At 69.8% G+C, this 14,161-nt stretch carries 12 protein-coding genes and 2 pseudogenes; 5 read left to right on the plus strand and 9 right to left on the minus strand.

Features of this window, described 5'->3' with window-relative positions:
* Window positions 1-29 precede the first annotated feature (29 nt).
* A complete protein-coding gene (locus BN971_RS05205; protein WP_085181848.1) occupies window positions 30-794 on the plus strand; it encodes an O-methyltransferase in 765 nt (254 codons plus the stop codon).
* 70 nt (window positions 795-864) lie between these two features.
* Here BN971_RS05205 and xerD read toward each other — a convergent pair whose 3' ends face one another.
* The 8 genes and pseudogenes from xerD to BN971_RS25600 form a co-directional block, all read right to left on the minus strand.
* Entirely contained in the window at window positions 865-1,803 is a 939-nt protein-coding gene (gene xerD / locus BN971_RS05210; RefSeq protein ID WP_090349837.1) for a site-specific tyrosine recombinase XerD, read from the minus strand.
* Between the two features lie 2 nt (window positions 1,804-1,805).
* Complete coding sequence (locus tag BN971_RS05215; RefSeq protein WP_085181846.1) at window positions 1,806-2,429, minus strand: NUDIX domain-containing protein; 624 nt, start codon at window positions 2,427-2,429, stop codon at window positions 1,806-1,808.
* Window positions 2,422-4,167, minus strand: a complete 1,746-nt coding sequence (gene pyrG / locus BN971_RS05220; RefSeq protein ID WP_085181845.1) for a CTP synthase — start codon at window positions 4,165-4,167, stop codon at window positions 2,422-2,424. The genes BN971_RS05215 and pyrG overlap by 8 nt, the downstream gene beginning before the upstream one ends.
* A gap of 146 nt (window positions 4,168-4,313) precedes the next feature.
* Window positions 4,314-5,182, minus strand: a pseudogene (locus tag BN971_RS05225) (copper transporter).
* Between the two features lie 19 nt (window positions 5,183-5,201).
* Window positions 5,202-6,383: a putative cytokinetic ring protein SteA gene (steA, locus tag BN971_RS05230; protein WP_085181843.1), complete on the minus strand. Its 1,182-nt coding sequence runs from the start codon at window positions 6,381-6,383 to the stop codon at window positions 5,202-5,204.
* 172 nt (window positions 6,384-6,555) lie between these two features.
* On the minus strand, window positions 6,556-8,283 hold the full coding sequence (recN, locus tag BN971_RS05235; protein ID WP_085181842.1) for a DNA repair protein RecN: 1,728 nt from the start codon (window positions 8,281-8,283) through the stop codon (window positions 6,556-6,558).
* A gap of 8 nt (window positions 8,284-8,291) precedes the next feature.
* Entirely contained in the window at window positions 8,292-9,209 is a 918-nt protein-coding gene (locus BN971_RS05240; RefSeq protein ID WP_085181841.1) for an NAD kinase, read from the minus strand.
* Window positions 9,206-9,466, minus strand: a pseudogene (locus BN971_RS25600) (hypothetical protein); the annotation flags it as partial. The pseudogene BN971_RS25600 and the gene BN971_RS05240, both read right to left, overlap by 4 nt.
* 170 nt (window positions 9,467-9,636) lie before the next feature.
* Here BN971_RS25600 and BN971_RS05250 point away from each other — a divergent pair.
* On the plus strand, window positions 9,637-10,527 hold the full coding sequence (locus tag BN971_RS05250) for a bile acid:sodium symporter family protein (protein ID WP_085181836.1): 891 nt from the start codon (window positions 9,637-9,639) through the stop codon (window positions 10,525-10,527).
* On the opposite strand, the gene BN971_RS05255 is transcribed toward BN971_RS05250, so the two are convergent.
* On the minus strand, window positions 10,524-11,159 hold the full coding sequence (locus BN971_RS05255; protein ID WP_085181835.1) for a DNA-3-methyladenine glycosylase: 636 nt from the start codon (window positions 11,157-11,159) through the stop codon (window positions 10,524-10,526). The two genes, BN971_RS05250 and BN971_RS05255, sit on opposite strands and share 4 nt — an antisense overlap.
* 80 nt (window positions 11,160-11,239) lie before the next feature.
* Here BN971_RS05255 and BN971_RS05260 point away from each other — a divergent pair, with 80 nt between their 5' ends.
* The 3 genes from BN971_RS05260 to BN971_RS05270 all read left to right on the plus strand — a co-directional run bounded on the left by BN971_RS05260 (window position 11,240) and on the right by BN971_RS05270 (window position 14,135).
* On the plus strand, window positions 11,240-12,511 hold the full coding sequence (locus BN971_RS05260; protein ID WP_085181834.1) for an ammonium transporter: 1,272 nt from the start codon (window positions 11,240-11,242) through the stop codon (window positions 12,509-12,511).
* Window positions 12,512-12,618: 107 nt separating this feature from the next.
* Window positions 12,619-13,383, plus strand: coding sequence for an ABC transporter ATP-binding protein (locus BN971_RS05265; protein ID WP_085181833.1), 765 nt, complete (start codon window positions 12,619-12,621; stop codon window positions 13,381-13,383).
* Complete coding sequence (locus BN971_RS05270) at window positions 13,317-14,135, plus strand: ABC transporter permease (RefSeq protein ID WP_085181832.1); 819 nt, start codon at window positions 13,317-13,319, stop codon at window positions 14,133-14,135. The genes BN971_RS05265 and BN971_RS05270 overlap by 67 nt, the downstream gene beginning before the upstream one ends.
* The last annotated feature ends 26 nt before the right edge of the window (window positions 14,136-14,161 follow it).

Genomic DNA, 14,161 nt, shown 5'->3' on the forward strand with positions numbered 1-14,161 from the left:
GGCCGTCAGGCGGCCTATCGTGGTGCCTCATGGACCTGAAGCGGCGCATTCCCCTGTTGCGGTGGTCGGTCTGGCGGATGGCCACCGCGCAACGCAACATCGTCACCACGGGCCAGATCGGCGACGGGCGCGAGGCCGCCGCGGTCGACTACGTGCTGAGCAACGCCCGGGCCGGTGACGTCGACGACGTGCTGGCCACCATCGACAGGTTCGCCTACGAGAAATCGATACTGATCAACGTCGGCGACGAGAAGGGGCTGATCCTCGACGCCGCCGTACGCCGCGCCGATCCGGCGCTCGCGCTCGAACTCGGCACCTACTGCGGCTACGGCGCGCTGCGGATCGCCAGGGCCGCGCCCCGCGCCAGGGTGTTCTCGGTCGAGCTGGCCGACGCCAACGCCGCCAACGCCCGCCGGATCTGGGCGCACGCCGGGGTCGCCGACCGCGTGACGTGTGTCGTCGGCACCATCGGCGACGGGGGGCGCACCTTGGACGCGCTGGCCAATGAGCACGGATTTGATTCCGGCACATTGGATTTCGTGTTCATCGACCACGACAAGGACGCCTACCTCGACGACTTGACCAGCATCATGGAGCGCGGCTGGCTCAAGCCGGGCGCCATCGCGGTCGCCGACAACGTCCGCATCCCGGGAGCACCGAAGTACCGGGAGTACATGCGCCGGCAGCAGGGCAAGCTGTGGAACACCGTGGAGCACAAGGCTCATCTGGAATACCAGTCGCTGATTTCGGACCTGGTGCTGGAGTCGCAATGGCTGGGCCCAGCGTCGAGTTGATGTCGAGATCCGGGCGCGAATCGCTCAACAACCCGACGTTCGGCGGCGGCTAAGGCGCAGGCGCGCCGATTTACTGCGCCCGCGGGTGGGCGCCGGCCCAGACCTCGCGCAACGCGTGCACCGTGACCAGCGTGTAGATCTGCGTGGTCGTCACCGAGGCATGACCCAGTAACTCCTGCACGACGCGCACGTCGGCCCCGCCCTCGAGCAGGTGGGTGGCGAAGGAATGCCGCAGCATGTGCGGCGACACCCCCGACGTGATGCCGGCGCGGTCGGCGGCGTCCTGCAGCACCTGCCACGCGCTCTGCCGCGACAACCGGCCGCCGCGGACGTTGAGGAAGATCGCCGGTGTCCCCCGGCCGCGGCGCGCCAACTCCGGGCGGCCCCGCACCAGGTAGGCGTCCAGCGCCTGCACGGCGGGGCGACCCACCGGCACCAGCCGCTGCTTGCCCCCCTTGCCGCGCAGCAGCACCGACCTGGCCTCGGTGTCGATGTCGTCGACGTCGAGGCCGACGGCCTCGGAGATGCGGGCGCCGGTGGAGTACAGCAGTTCCAGCAACGCCCGGTTGCGCAGCGTCAGCGGCCCGTCGGATGGACTGTCGCCGCCGGCGGCCTCCAGCAGGGCCAGCACCTCGTCGATGGTCAGACTCTTGGGCAGCCGACGGCCCGGGGTGGGCGGGCGCACGGCCCGCGCCACGTCCAGTTCGGTCAGCCCCTCCGCGGCGGCGAACCGGTGCAGGCCCCGCACCGCGATCAGCGCCCGCGCCGCCGACACCGCCGACAGCGCCGCCGCACCCGACTCGGGGTCCCCGCGGCGCAGCGCCACCAGGAACTCGCTGACGTCGTCCTCCCCGACCTTGGCCAGATCGTGGATCCCGCGGTCCGACAGGTGCTTTGTGTAGCGCAACAGGTCTCGGCGATACGAGCTCAAGGTGTTCTTGGCCACGCCGCGCTCGATGGTCAGGTGGTCGAGGTAGCCCTGCAATTGCGACTCCAGCGGGGCCGCCATCGTCACTGCGTCAGCTTCCGGGCGACGAACGAGGTCGGCTTGTCGGCCCACGGGCTGTCCAGCGGTCGCGGCCGGGCCAGGCCACGGGTGATGGCCTGCGCGGCCAAGATCCCGGCGACGGCGATGGCATTGACGATCTCGCCGCTGAACACCATGCGGGTGGCCGCGTCGAGCGGATACCACTTCAGCGTCAGGTCGGCCTCTTCGTGATGCCCTTGGGGTCGCGCGATCTCGTTGAGGCCCGTGGCCAGAAACACCCGCACCGACTCGTCGCTGAACCCCGGCGTGGAATCCAGGTCGACCAGCACCTGCCAGGTGCGGGCCTGCAGCCCGGCCTCCTCCTGAAGCTCGCGGGCGGCCGTCTCGTGCGGCGGCTCACCCGCGACGTCGAGCAGCCCGGCGGGCAGCTCCCACAGCCGCCGGCCCAGGGGATGCCGGTACTGGTAGATCATCGGGACGTTGCCGTCGTCGTCCATCGCCACGATCGCGACGGCGCCGTAGTGCTCGACGACTTCCCGGATAGCGGTGGTGTTCCCGGGCATCCGGACCTGATCTCGGCGGAGCGCGAAAATCTTTCCCGTGTAGAGGGTTTCGGACGCCGCCGTCTCGAATACGTGCTCAGCCACGGGCCGCGGGCGCAGGTAGCCGCTGAGCGCTGTCTTGGTGGTTGCCGTTGGCGGCGGGATCGGAGATGTCCATCGGCAACAGCTCGCCCGCCTTGTAGTCGATCGCCGCGCCCACGAAGGCGACGAACAGCGGATGCGGCCGGGTGGGACGGCTCTTGAGCTCCGGGTGGGCCTGGGTGCCGACGATGAACGGGTGCACCTCCGGTGGGTATTCGACGAACTCGACCAGGTGCCCGTCGGGCGACGTGCCGGAGAACCGCAGGCCGCTCTCGGCGATCTTGTCCCGGTAGGCGTTGTTGACCTCGTAGCGGTGGCGGTGGCGTTCGGAGACCTCCGTCGCCTCATACGCCTGGGCCACAATCGAACCCGGCTGCAGCACCGCGGGGTAGGCGCCCAGCCGCATGGTGCCGCCCAGATCGGCCGCGCCGGCAACGATGTCGAGTTGGTCGGCCATCGTGGAGATGACGGGATCCGGTGTGTCCGGGTCGAATTCGGCCGAGTTCGCCTCGGTGAGCCCGGCCGAGCGCGCGGCCTCGATCACGATGCACTGCAGGCCGAGGCACAGGCCCAGGACCGGAAGTCCGCGCGCCCGGGCGTGCCGGATGGCGCCGATCTTGCCCTCGATCCCGCGGATGCCGAAGCCGCCGGGAATGAGCACGCCGTGCACATCGGCCAGCGCCGCCGCGGCGCCGTGGGCGGTCTCGCAGTCGTCGGACGCCACCCAGTGCATCTCCACCTTCGCGTGATGCTTGAAGCCGCCGGCGCGCAGCGCCTCGGTGACCGACAGGTAGGCGTCGGACAGCTCGACGTACTTGCCCACCAACGCGATTCGGACGGTGTCGTGCGGCTCGTGCACCCGGCGCAGCAGGTCGTCCCATTCGGTCCAGTCGACGTCGCGGAAGGGCAGGTTGAGCCGGCGCACCACGAAGGCGTCGAGTTCCTCGCGGTGCAACACCTTGGGGATGTCGTAGATCGACGGCGCGTCCGGGGTGGAGATGACGCCGTCGATGTCGACGTCACACATCAGCGCGATCTTGTTCTTCAACGCCTCGGGCACGCTGCGGTCGCAGCGCAGGATCAGCGCGTCCGGGGTGATACCGATGCTGCGCAGTGCCGCCACCGAGTGCTGGGTGGGCTTGGTCTTGAGCTCGCCCGACGGGGCGAGGTAGGGCACCAGCGAAACGTGCAGGAAGAACACGTTTTCCCGGCCGAGGTCGTGGCGCACCTGGCGCGCCGCCTCCAGGAAGGGCTGGGATTCGATGTCGCCGACGGTGCCCCCGATCTCGGTGATGACGACGTCCGGGCGGTGTCCGTCGGCGTCGGGTGCGGCCATCGCCATGATGCGCCGCTTGATCTCGTCGGTGATGTGCGGGATCACCTGGACCGTGTCGCCGAGGTACTCGCCGCGTCGCTCCTTGGCGATCACGGTCGAATACACTTGCCCCGTAGTCACATTCGCCGATCCCGACAAGTCGCGATCGAGGAAGCGCTCGTAGTGGCCGACGTCGAGGTCGGTTTCGGCGCCGTCCTCGGTGACGAACACCTCGCCGTGCTGGAACGGGTTCATGGTGCCCGGATCCACGTTCAGGTACGGGTCGAGCTTCTGCATGGTGACGTGCAACCCGCGCGCCGTGAGCAACTGCCCGAGGCTGCTGGCGGTGAGTCCCTTACCGAGCGAGGAGACGACCCCGCCGCTGACGAAGAGGTGCTTGGTGACGGCTTGCGGGTGCCTACGCAATGAGCAACCTCCGTGAATACGGGCAGGGCGTGACTTTTCTGGCCTCTACCAGCTGGGCCTGCCGACCCACGGAAACCCACCCTAACACCCACCGGGCGGCGCCGCCGCGACACGCCCGAGGGGCCGCGCGCGGCTTTACCCGGCCGTTACTGGGGAACGGTGATCGAGGTGGCGCCGTGGCCGGTGCCGTATTGCCCGACGTGGCCGCCGCTGGTCAGCTCGTGCAGGCCCAACACGGCCGTGATCCGCCCGGGTGCGGCGTCGACGTCGTCGACGGTGCTGATCGTGGACGCGATGCCGGCGTCGGCGCCAGCGCCGCGGCGAACCGGGCCACGCTGACGCCCTGATTGCCGGCGTCCTGGGGCAGTGCGCCGCCGGTGACGACGAGGGCGGCGTTCGCCGCCGCCATGTGGTCGTTCGGCTGATACGTGATGAAACCGGTGTCGCGCAGCGCGGCCAGCACCGTCTCCCGCTGCGTCTCGTCGACCGGCGGCACCGACGGGTTGGCGTTGATCATCAGCGCGATGCCCATCAGGTCCCCGGCCTGCGAACCCTGGTCGACGAGCTTGGTGCTCAGCTGCTGACCGGCGGGCAGGATCGAGGAGTTGACCACGGTCTGCAGCTTCGCCGCCGAGTTGGCGTCGACGAACTCCTGGGTCAGCGAGATCGTCCCGGTGACGGCGCCGCCGGCCTGGCCGAGGAATTTCGACACCGCGGCGACGTCGTCGTCCTTCGCGTCCGGGGTGCGGAACACGACCACCGACTTGCCGGCCAGGGCGTCGTGCACGATCCGGCCGACCAGTTGGCTGTCGAAATTATTTGCCGCGCTCAGCTTTTCGTTGAGCACATTCTTCTGGTCGTTCAGCCCGCTGATCTGTGAGTACAGGTCGCGCTTCTCGGCCCGCACGCTGGACAACAGCGTGTCGGACAGGAAGCCGGAACCGAGCACCACTCCCACGGCCAGCGCCAGGAAGACGGCGGCCAGGGAAAGCGCGTGTTGGCGTAACGAGATCATGGGCGCGGTCCTTTGAGGATCATGTCACCAGGTGCTGAACCCAGAGGGAGAAGTGGTTCCAGTAGTCGGCGACCCAGTGCAGCACCAATCCGTCGGTCCGCGACACCCACAGGGCGACGATGACGGCGATCAGCATCGTCAGCGCCAGCAGGGCGATGGCACCGGCCGAGATGTGATTGCGGTACAGCGTGGCAACGGCCTTGGCGTCGACCACCTTCTCCCCGACCCGCAGCCGGGTGAGGAAGGTGGACGGGTTGCTCTGGGCGCGCGTCCGGTCGAAGAACGTCTCGATGTTGGCGGTGTGACCGGCCGTCACCAGCAGCGCGGCGCCGTGGTGATCGGCGAGCAGCAACGCCAGGTCCATCGCCGAACCCGCGGCCGGGAACGTCATCGCCCCGACGCCGAGGTCCTGGATGCGCTCCAGGCCGGGTGCGTGGCCGTCGGCGTCCGCGGGCAGCACCACGTGGGCGCCGCACTTGAGGGCCTCGGTGCTGATCTGGTCGGGGTCCCCGACGATGATCTGGGGGCGGTAACCGCCCTTGCGCAGCACGTCGGCTCCGCAACCCACGCCGATGAGCACCGGTTGGTACTCCTTGATGAACGGCTTGAGGGATTTCAGCTCGTCCTCGGCGCTGGGCTCGTCGCCGACGAGCACGACGTGGCGGCGGCGCAGGTCGACGTCGATGTCGGGGATGCCGATGCCGTCGATCAGCAGCGGGCTTTCGCTCTTGATGAACTCGATCGTGTTGCCGGCGAACGCCTCGAGGTGGGCGGAGAGCCCGCTCTTGGCCTCCCGCATCAGGTCGGCGATGTCGTGGTCGGTGCGCTCGGTGCCGCGGACCAGGCGGCGGTCGCCGGCGTACACCCCGCCCTCGTAGAGGCGGATCTTGGAGCCGTCCTTGACCTTCTTGAAGATCTCGGGCCCCGCCTCGTCGATCAGGGTGACGCCGTTGTTGACCAACACCTCCGGGCCCATGTTGGGATAGCGGCCCGACACCGACGGCGAGGCATTGACGACCGCGGCGATGTCCGCTTCCACCAGCGCGTCGGCGGTGATGCGGTCGAGATCCAAGACGTCGAGCACCACGATGTCGCCGGGGCACACCCTCCGCAGCAATCGGTCGATATTCCGGTCGACCCTGGCGGTGCCGACAAGGCCCGGCCGGGACGTGTTACGGGACAGTAGACCTGACATCTTCATGGGCCTCGATTCTGTCGGTGCGGCACCGTCAAGGCGGGGAGGCGCGCCGTAACACCAGCCTCATAAGTTATCTATAGCCTCACCAGTCACAGGCCGATCTCGATCCGGTATCGAACGTCGAGTCGTCGGTGGAGATGCGGGCAGTCACCGACGACGAGTCGACGCTCGTGGGTCAGATCTCGTCGTTTTGCGCCGCGTCGAGCAGCTCGCGGGCGTGCGCGCGGCCGCTGTCGGATTCGCCGAGGCCGGCCAGCATCCGGGCCAATTCCGCCACCCGCTCATCCCCCGTGACCCGCCCCACGCCGCTCGCGCCTTTAGCGCTGTGCACCACCAGGTGTACGTCGGCGTATGCCGCGACCTGGGGCAGGTGCGTGACCACGATGACCTGATGCGTGCGGGCCAGCCGCGCCAGCCGCCGACCGATCTGCACCGCGGCCCAGCCGCCGACGCCGGCGTCGACCTCGTCGAACACCATCGTGGTGCCGGCGGCAGAAGCGGCCAGCACCACCTCCAGCGCCAGCATCACCCGGGACAGCTCGCCCCCGGAGGCGCTCCTGGCCAGCGGCAGCACGGTCATGCCGCGGTGCGCGGCGAAGCCGAACTCGACCTGGTCCACGCCGTCGGACCCGGCGCGGGCGACCTCGCGGGACGGCAGCACCAGCGCGGCGGGGTCGTCGCGGCCGGGCGCCAGGTCGGTGGTCACGTCGATGGTGAATTCGGCATCGGCCATCGCCAGCCCCGAGAGCTCCGCGGTCACCTCTTTGGCGAGCCGCTTGGCGGCTTTGCGCCGCGCCTTGCCGAGATCGATTGCCGCGTCGGTCAATTCGCGCGCCAGTTCGTCGACCCGGCGCTCGAGAGCGGTGAGCGTCTCCTCGGAGACGTCGAGCTGGGACAGCCGCTCCCGCGACTGCGCGGCCCACCGCAGCACGCCGTCGACGTCCGCGGCGTACTTGCGGGTCAATGTGCGCAGCTCGGCCTGGCGGGCAAGCTTGGATTCCAGCGCGCTGGCGTCGACCGGAAGCTCGTCCAGGAAGCCGCCGAGTTCGCGCGCCACCTCCCCGACCACCGTCAGCGCCTCGTCGAGCTGCGAAGCCAGTGCCCGCAGCGCGGCGTCATCGGTGGATTGCAGTGTCGCCCTGGCCCTTCCGAGGCTGTCGGTGGCGCAGGCGCCGTCGTCGGTGGACAGCGCGTCGCGGGCGGTGGCCGCGGCCTCGCGCAGCGTGTCGAGTTCCGAGAGCCGCATGATGTCGGCGGCCAGCTCGTCGTCCTCGCCGGGCCGGGGGTCGACGGCGTCGATCTCGCGCAGCGCGAATTGCAACCGGTCGGTCTCCTGGGCGAGTTCCCGGGCGCGGTTGCGCCGGTCGATCAGGTCGCGGCGAGCGGTGAGCCAGGCGTCGCGCAGTTTCCGGTAGCGCTCGAGGGTGGCGCCCGTCGCGGCGAATCGGTCCAGGGCGGCCCGCTGTTCGTCGGGCCGCATCAGCCGCAACTGGTCGTTCTGCCCGTGCAGGGTGAGCAGTTCGGTGGTGAAGCCGCTCAGCGATTTGGCCGGCACGCTGCGACCGCCCAGGTACGCCCGCGACGGGCCGTCGCGGCTCACCGTGCGCAGGGCGATCACGCTGCCGTCCTCGTCGCGCTCCGCCCCCGACGCCTCCAGCAGCTCGTCGAGGAGCGCGGCATCGTCGAGATCGGTTGTGGTGAAACGCCCTTCGACCACCGCGCGGTCGGCGCCCGAACGGACCCGGGTGGCGTCGGCGCGTGCCCCGCCGAGCAGGTGCAGCCCGGTCACCACCATGGTCTTGCCGGTGCCGGTCTCACCGGAAAGGACGGTCAGGCCGCGGCCGAACTCGGCGGTCGCCACGCTGATCGCGCCGAGGGACTCGATCCGGATCTCGGTGAGCACCGGCGTCGTTAATTTCCGCGCCAACCGGTCACGGGCAACCGGAATTTGCGCACCAGGCGGTCGGTGAACGGCGCGCTGTCCAGGCGGGCCCATTTCACCGGTGTGCCGCAACGTTTCACCTCGAGCCGTCCGCCCGCCGGGAGCAACATCTCGCGGCGGCCGTCGCAGAACACCAGGGCGTCGTGGCCGTCGGCTTCGATCTCGATCGCGATGGTGGCCTCCGGGCTGGTCACCATGGGGCGACCGAAGAGGGCGTGGGCGTTGTTGGGCACCACCAGGATTGCCTCCAGGTCGGGCCACAGGACGGGCCCGCCGGCGGAGAACGCATACGCGGTGGATCCCGTGGGGGTCGAGACCAGGACGCCGTCGCACCCGAACGCCGACACCGGCCGCCCCTCGATTTCGACGACCACGCCGAGCACCCCGAGCCGCGGGCCCTTTTCCAGGCTGGCCTCGTTGAGCGCCCAGCCTTGCTGGATGACGTTGCCGTCCTTGCTCACGACGATGTCCAGGGTCAGGCGGTCTTCCACGCGGTAGTCGCGCGCGACCACCCGTTCGAGCACGCGGTCGATGGCCTCGGCCTCGGCCTCGGCCAGAAATCCGATGCGGCCCAGGTTGACGCCGAGCACCGGGATGCCGACGTTGCGGGCCAATTCGGCGGCCCGCAGGAACGTCCCGTCGCCGCCCAGCACCAGCACCAGTTCGCAGCCCTCGGCGGCGCACGGATCGGCGTCGACCACTTCGATCTCGACGCCCATGTCGCGCATGTCGTCGGGAGACATCGGCAGCGGCCCGCGGTCGACGGCCTCGGCGGAGAGCACGCGGAGCCCAATGCCGTTGTCGCTCAGCATTTTTTGCACACGGCGCGCGGTCTCGGTGGCTTCGTCGCGGCCGGTGTGGACCACCATCAGCACGGTACGAGTCATGCCGGGCCCCGATTGGATTGGCCCGCTCTCCCCCGCAAGCGGGAGGTGCCCCCATCTCGGGCCGTTCCGGCCCGCATCGTCGCCGGGCCGCGATTCACGGCCCCGCGCACCGCATCCCCCAACTCGTCATTCGAGAGCCCCCGATCCGTCTGCGCGCGCAGCCACAGAAAGTATTCGACGTTGCCCGACGGCCCGGGGAGCGGGCTGGGCGTGACGTCGACGGTGCGCCAGCCGAGTTCGCCGGCGCGGCGCGCGATCAAGCCGCGCCAGCCCAGCTCGTCGAGGATCCCGGAAGACATCGCGCACGACTTTAGTCGCTCCGGTGACCACGATTGGCCCGCGCGCCGCTCTCTAAGGCAAGCTAAGTACGTGGCGCATCGTGGCGCTATCGCCTTCCCCCGTCAGCGCACCACCAACGCGGAGCGTCATGGACAACCGATACTGGCCGCTGGTCGTCGCGATCATCATGCTCGCCCTCGGGCTGACGCTCACGATCGACGACTTCAAGAGGGCCGCCACGATGCGCAGGCCACTCGTCGTCGCGCTCTCCTGCCAGTCGCTGCTGTTGCCGGGCGTGTGCCTGCTGATCGCCGAGGCCTTTCATCTCGAACCGCACCTCGCCGTCGGGCTGATGCTGATGTCCGCGACCCCCGGCGGGACGATGTCGAACATCCTCAGCCACCTGTTCAACGGCGACCTGGCCCTCAACGTCACACTCACCGCGATCAACGCGGTCCTGTCGATCGTTGCCCTGCCCGCGATTCTGGCGGTGTCGATGACCTGGTTCCTCGGCGAGGGGCGGTTCCTCCCGCTCCAGCTGGACAAGTTCCTCGCGGTGATCGGCCTGGTTCTCGTTCCCATCGCGGCCGGGGTCGCCATTCGCCACCGCTTCCCCGGGCTGGCCCGGCGATTGCAGAAACCCGTCCGAATCGCCGCGATCACTCTGCTGGTGCTCGCCATCGCCGCGGCCATCGCCGGAGGACGGACGACGCTGTGGCACAACATCGGCCTGCTGAGCGGAGCCGTCGTCGCGTTCTGCGCGGTGAGCCTGACGGTGGGCTACCTGGCGCCGCGCCTGATGCGGCTGGCTCCGCGGCAGGCCGTCGCCGTCAGCCTGGAGGTCGGAATGCACAATGCCGTGGTGGCGATGGGCATTGCGCTGAGCCCACAGTTGCTGAACAGCGCCGTGATGGCCACCCCCGCTGCGGTATATAGCGCCGTCGCGCCGCTGCTGGCGGTGACTTTCATTTTCCTCGCGCGCCGGGTGGACCCCGCGTTTCGCGTTACCTCCCGGCGCGACGCGCCCGCCCGCGTCTAATCGCTGGTCCCGGGGGCCGGTGCGCGGGGACTGCGCCGGTACGCCGATACCTCCGGCCGGCCGGCGAGCCACAGCCGCCACGGCCGGTCCGCGGCCTGGCTGACCCCGACGCGGGGACCGGCCGTCGCCGCCAGCGGCTCGTTGAGTCGCAGCGTTACCGGGCCCGCCGGGTCTAACAGGTCAATTCCGTTGTCCTCCATGCCGATTCCGAGGGCGGAACACAGATTGCCCGGCCCGCGGGCCAGCGCGGCCCCACGGACCAGTTCGCCACGACGGGCCCGCGCGACGTCGATGCCGTCCTCGAGCGCCGCGGCCCGCAGCAGCACGGCCGCCGCGGTGCCCTCGGGTCCGCACACGACGTTGGCGCAGACGTGGATCCCGTGGCTGCGGTAGGTGTACAGCCGCCCGGGCGGCCCGAACATGACGGCGTTGCGGGCGGTGCGGCCGCGGTAGGAGTGCGCCGCCGCGTCCGGCCAGGGACCGTCGGGCACGCCGCCGTAGGCCTCGACCTCCACCACGACGGCGACTACGCCGCGTCCGGTCAGGGTCGCGCCGAGCAGTCGCTGCGCGGCCGCGACCGGGTCCACCGACAGCCGGTCCGCGGCGTCTCGGCCAAACCCAACCCGGACCACCCACCGAACCTACCGGCCCGACCGACATGGCATCATCCCGGTGCTGGGGAGCCGGCACCAAGCGTTCGGAGGAGCCCACAATGCACGCAATCGACCCCGCCGCGACCGCGTGGCTGCTGGCCAGCACGGCCCTGGTGCTGTTGATGACCCCGGGCCTGGCGATCTTCTACGGCGGCATGGTGCGCACCACCGGGGTGCTCAACATGATCATGATGAGCTTCATCTCCATCCCGCTGGTGACGGTGGCGTGGCTGCTGGTCGGCTACTCGCTGGCGTTTTCCGAGGACGGGGCGAGCGGGTTCGTCGGCAACCTCAACCATCTCGGGATGCTCGGCATCAACCCCGACACCGTGCACGGCGCGGTTCCCGAAATCCTCTACGCCACCTTCCAGCTGACTTTCGCGATCATCACCGCCGCCCTGGTCAGCGGCGCGATCGCCGACCGCGCGAAGTTCGCCGCCTGGGTCGCGTTCGTCCCGTTATGGGCGATCGTCGTGTATGCCGTTGTGGCGCACTGGGTCTGGGGCCCCGGGGGCTGGCTGAACAAGCTTGGGGTGCTCGACTACGCGGGCGGCCTCGTCGTCGAGATCGTCTCCGGTTCCTCCGCCCTGGCCCTGGCCCTGGTGCTCGGGCCCCGCATCGGTTTCAACAAGGACGCCATGCGGCCGCACAACCTGCCGCTGGTCCTGCTCGGCGTCGGGCTGCTGTGGTTCGGCTGGTTCGGGTTCAACGCGGGTTCCGCCCTGGCCGCCAACGGAACCGCGGCGGCCATCTTCCTCAACACGCTCGTCGCCGGCTGCCTGGGCATGCTCGGCTGGCTCACGGTCGAACAGATCCGCGACGGCCGGCCCACGACGTTCGGCGCGGCGTCCGGCGTGGTGGCCGGCCTCGTCGCCATCACGCCGTCGTGCGGTACGGTCAACACGCTCGGCGCGGCGGTCGTCGGCCTCGCGGCCGGTGTCGTGTGCTCGTTCGCGGTGTCCGCGAAATTCCGCCTCAACTACGACGATTCGCTCGACGTGGTCGGGGTGCACTTCGTCGGGGGCGTCGTCGGGGTGTCGCTGATCGGGCTGTTCGCCACCGCGGTCATGACATCGGGCCCGCAGGGCCTGTTCTACGGCGGCGGCTTCACCCAGTTGGGCAAGCAGACCCTCGCGATCGTCGTGGTCGCGCTCTATGCGTTCACCGTCTCGTTCGCATTGGGCAAGCTGGTCGACCGGGTGATCGGCTTCCGGCTGAGCCCGGAGGACGAGACCACCGGCGTCGACCTCACCCAGCACGCCGAAACCGCCTACGCCGAGGGCGTGCACGGGCACCTGCCACTTCGCCGTCCGGGATCCGACGGGCGCTGAACGCCGCGGGCGGCTGCTCGCGCGCGTCCACTGTGCATCCACGACGCTGTCGCGGCGCCGTGCACCATCCCCTTGACAGCGGCCCCGCGCGGGCGGATATTCATCGCATGATGAGTTCATCGAGTGATGAATTACTTCGCGACGGCGCCGAACCGGCCGTCACCATTGAGAACCTGCGCGTGATCCGCGGCAAAACCCCTGCGGTGCAGGACATGTCGGTCCGCATCGCACGGGGCACCATCACCGGCGTGCTCGGCCCGTCCGGTTCCGGCAAGACCACGCTGATCCGCTGCATCGTCGGGACCCAGATCGTCGCCGGCGGGACGGTGACGGTGCTCGGACACCCCGCGGGGTCGGCCCTGTTGCGGCGGCGGGTGGGCTACATGCCCCAGGACGCCACGATCTACGACGACCTGCGGGTCATCGACAACATCCGTTACTTCGCCTCGCTGTACGGCATGGACGGCCGCGCCGCCGAGCAGGCGGTGGAGGCCGTGGACCTGCACGACCAGCGCAGCAACTACTGCGCCAACCTGTCGGGCGGGCAACGCGCCCGGGTGTCGCTGGCCTGCGCCCTGGTCGGCCGCCCCGACCTGCTCGTCCTCGACGAACCGACCGTGGGACTGGACCCGGTGCTGCGCGTCGACCTCTGGGAACAGTTCGCCGAGCTCGCCCGCGGCGGCACGACGCTGCTGGTCTCCAGTCACGTGATGGACGAGGCCGACCATTGCGGCGACCTACTGCTGATGCGCGAGGGCCGCCTCGTCGCCCACACCACCCCGACCCGATTGCGAGAGGACACCGGATGTCCGTCACTGGAGGACGCGTTTCTGTCCATCATCAAGCGCAGCACGAGGCTCCCGGCGGGTTAGGACTGCGAGGCTACGCGGCCACCGCGAAGCGGATCCTGCGTCAGCTGGCCGCCGATCACCGCAGCATCGCGCTGATCCTGGTGGTGCCGGTCGTGGTGATCACGCTGATGTACTTCATGTTCGAGGATGCCCCGCACCGCCCCGGCACGCCGTCGCCGTTCAACAACGCCTGCCTGATCCTGCTGGGCCTGTTCCCGCTCTTCGTGATGTTCGTCATCACGTCCATCACGATGCAGCGGGAACGGGCCTCCGGCACGCTCGAGCGCATCCTGACCACTCCGCTGCGCCGGCTCGACCTGCTGATGGCCTACGGCACCGCGTTCTCGATCGCCGCCGCGGTGCAAGCCATCGTGGCGTGCGCCGTGTCGTTTTGGTTGCTGGGCTTCGACACGGCCGGGAGCCCGGTGTGGGTGTTCGTGATCGCGATCGTCAACGCCGTGCTGGGCGTCGGGCTCGGACTGCTCTGTAGCGCGTTCGCGCGCACCGAGTTTCAGGCCGTGCAGTTCATCCCGCTGGTGATGGTCCCCCAGTTGCTACTGGCGGGCATCATCGTGCCGCGGGCGTTGATGGCGCGCTGGCTGCAGTGGGTCAGCGACGCCTTGCCGGCCAGCTATGCGTTGGAGGCACTGCAGCAGGTCGGCGCGCACACGGAGCTGACCTACGTCGCGGTGCGCGACATCGGCGTGGTGCTGGGCTTCGCGATCGCGGCGCTCTGCCTGGCCGCGGCGACGCTACGGCGCCGGACGCCCTAGTGGGGATCGCAAGCGCGGCGGAGCCG

The organism is Mycobacterium bohemicum DSM 44277 (assembly GCF_001053185.1).
Taxonomy (GTDB): Bacteria; Actinomycetota; Actinomycetes; order Mycobacteriales; family Mycobacteriaceae; genus Mycobacterium; species Mycobacterium bohemicum.

Bases quoted from the DNA above. Each gene is read 5' to 3' on its own strand.
- BN971_RS05205 (WP_085181848.1), top strand. From the start codon at position 30: ATGGACCTGAAGCGGCGCATTCCCCTGTTGCGGTGGTCGGTCTGGCGG.
- xerD (WP_090349837.1), bottom strand. From the start codon at position 1,803: ATGGCGGCCCCGCTGGAGTCGCAATTGCAGGGCTACCTCGACCACCTG.
- steA (WP_085181843.1), bottom strand. From the start codon at position 6,383: ATGAAGATGTCAGGTCTACTGTCCCGTAACACGTCCCGGCCGGGCCTT.
- BN971_RS05240 (WP_085181841.1), bottom strand. From the start codon at position 9,209: ATGACTCGTACCGTGCTGATGGTGGTCCACACCGGCCGCGACGAAGCC.
- BN971_RS05250 (WP_085181836.1), top strand. From the start codon at position 9,637: ATGGACAACCGATACTGGCCGCTGGTCGTCGCGATCATCATGCTCGCC.
- BN971_RS05260 (WP_085181834.1), top strand. From the start codon at position 11,240: ATGCACGCAATCGACCCCGCCGCGACCGCGTGGCTGCTGGCCAGCACG.
- BN971_RS05265 (WP_085181833.1), top strand. From the start codon at position 12,619: ATGATGAGTTCATCGAGTGATGAATTACTTCGCGACGGCGCCGAACCG.
- BN971_RS05270 (WP_085181832.1), top strand. From the start codon at position 13,317: ATGTCCGTCACTGGAGGACGCGTTTCTGTCCATCATCAAGCGCAGCAC.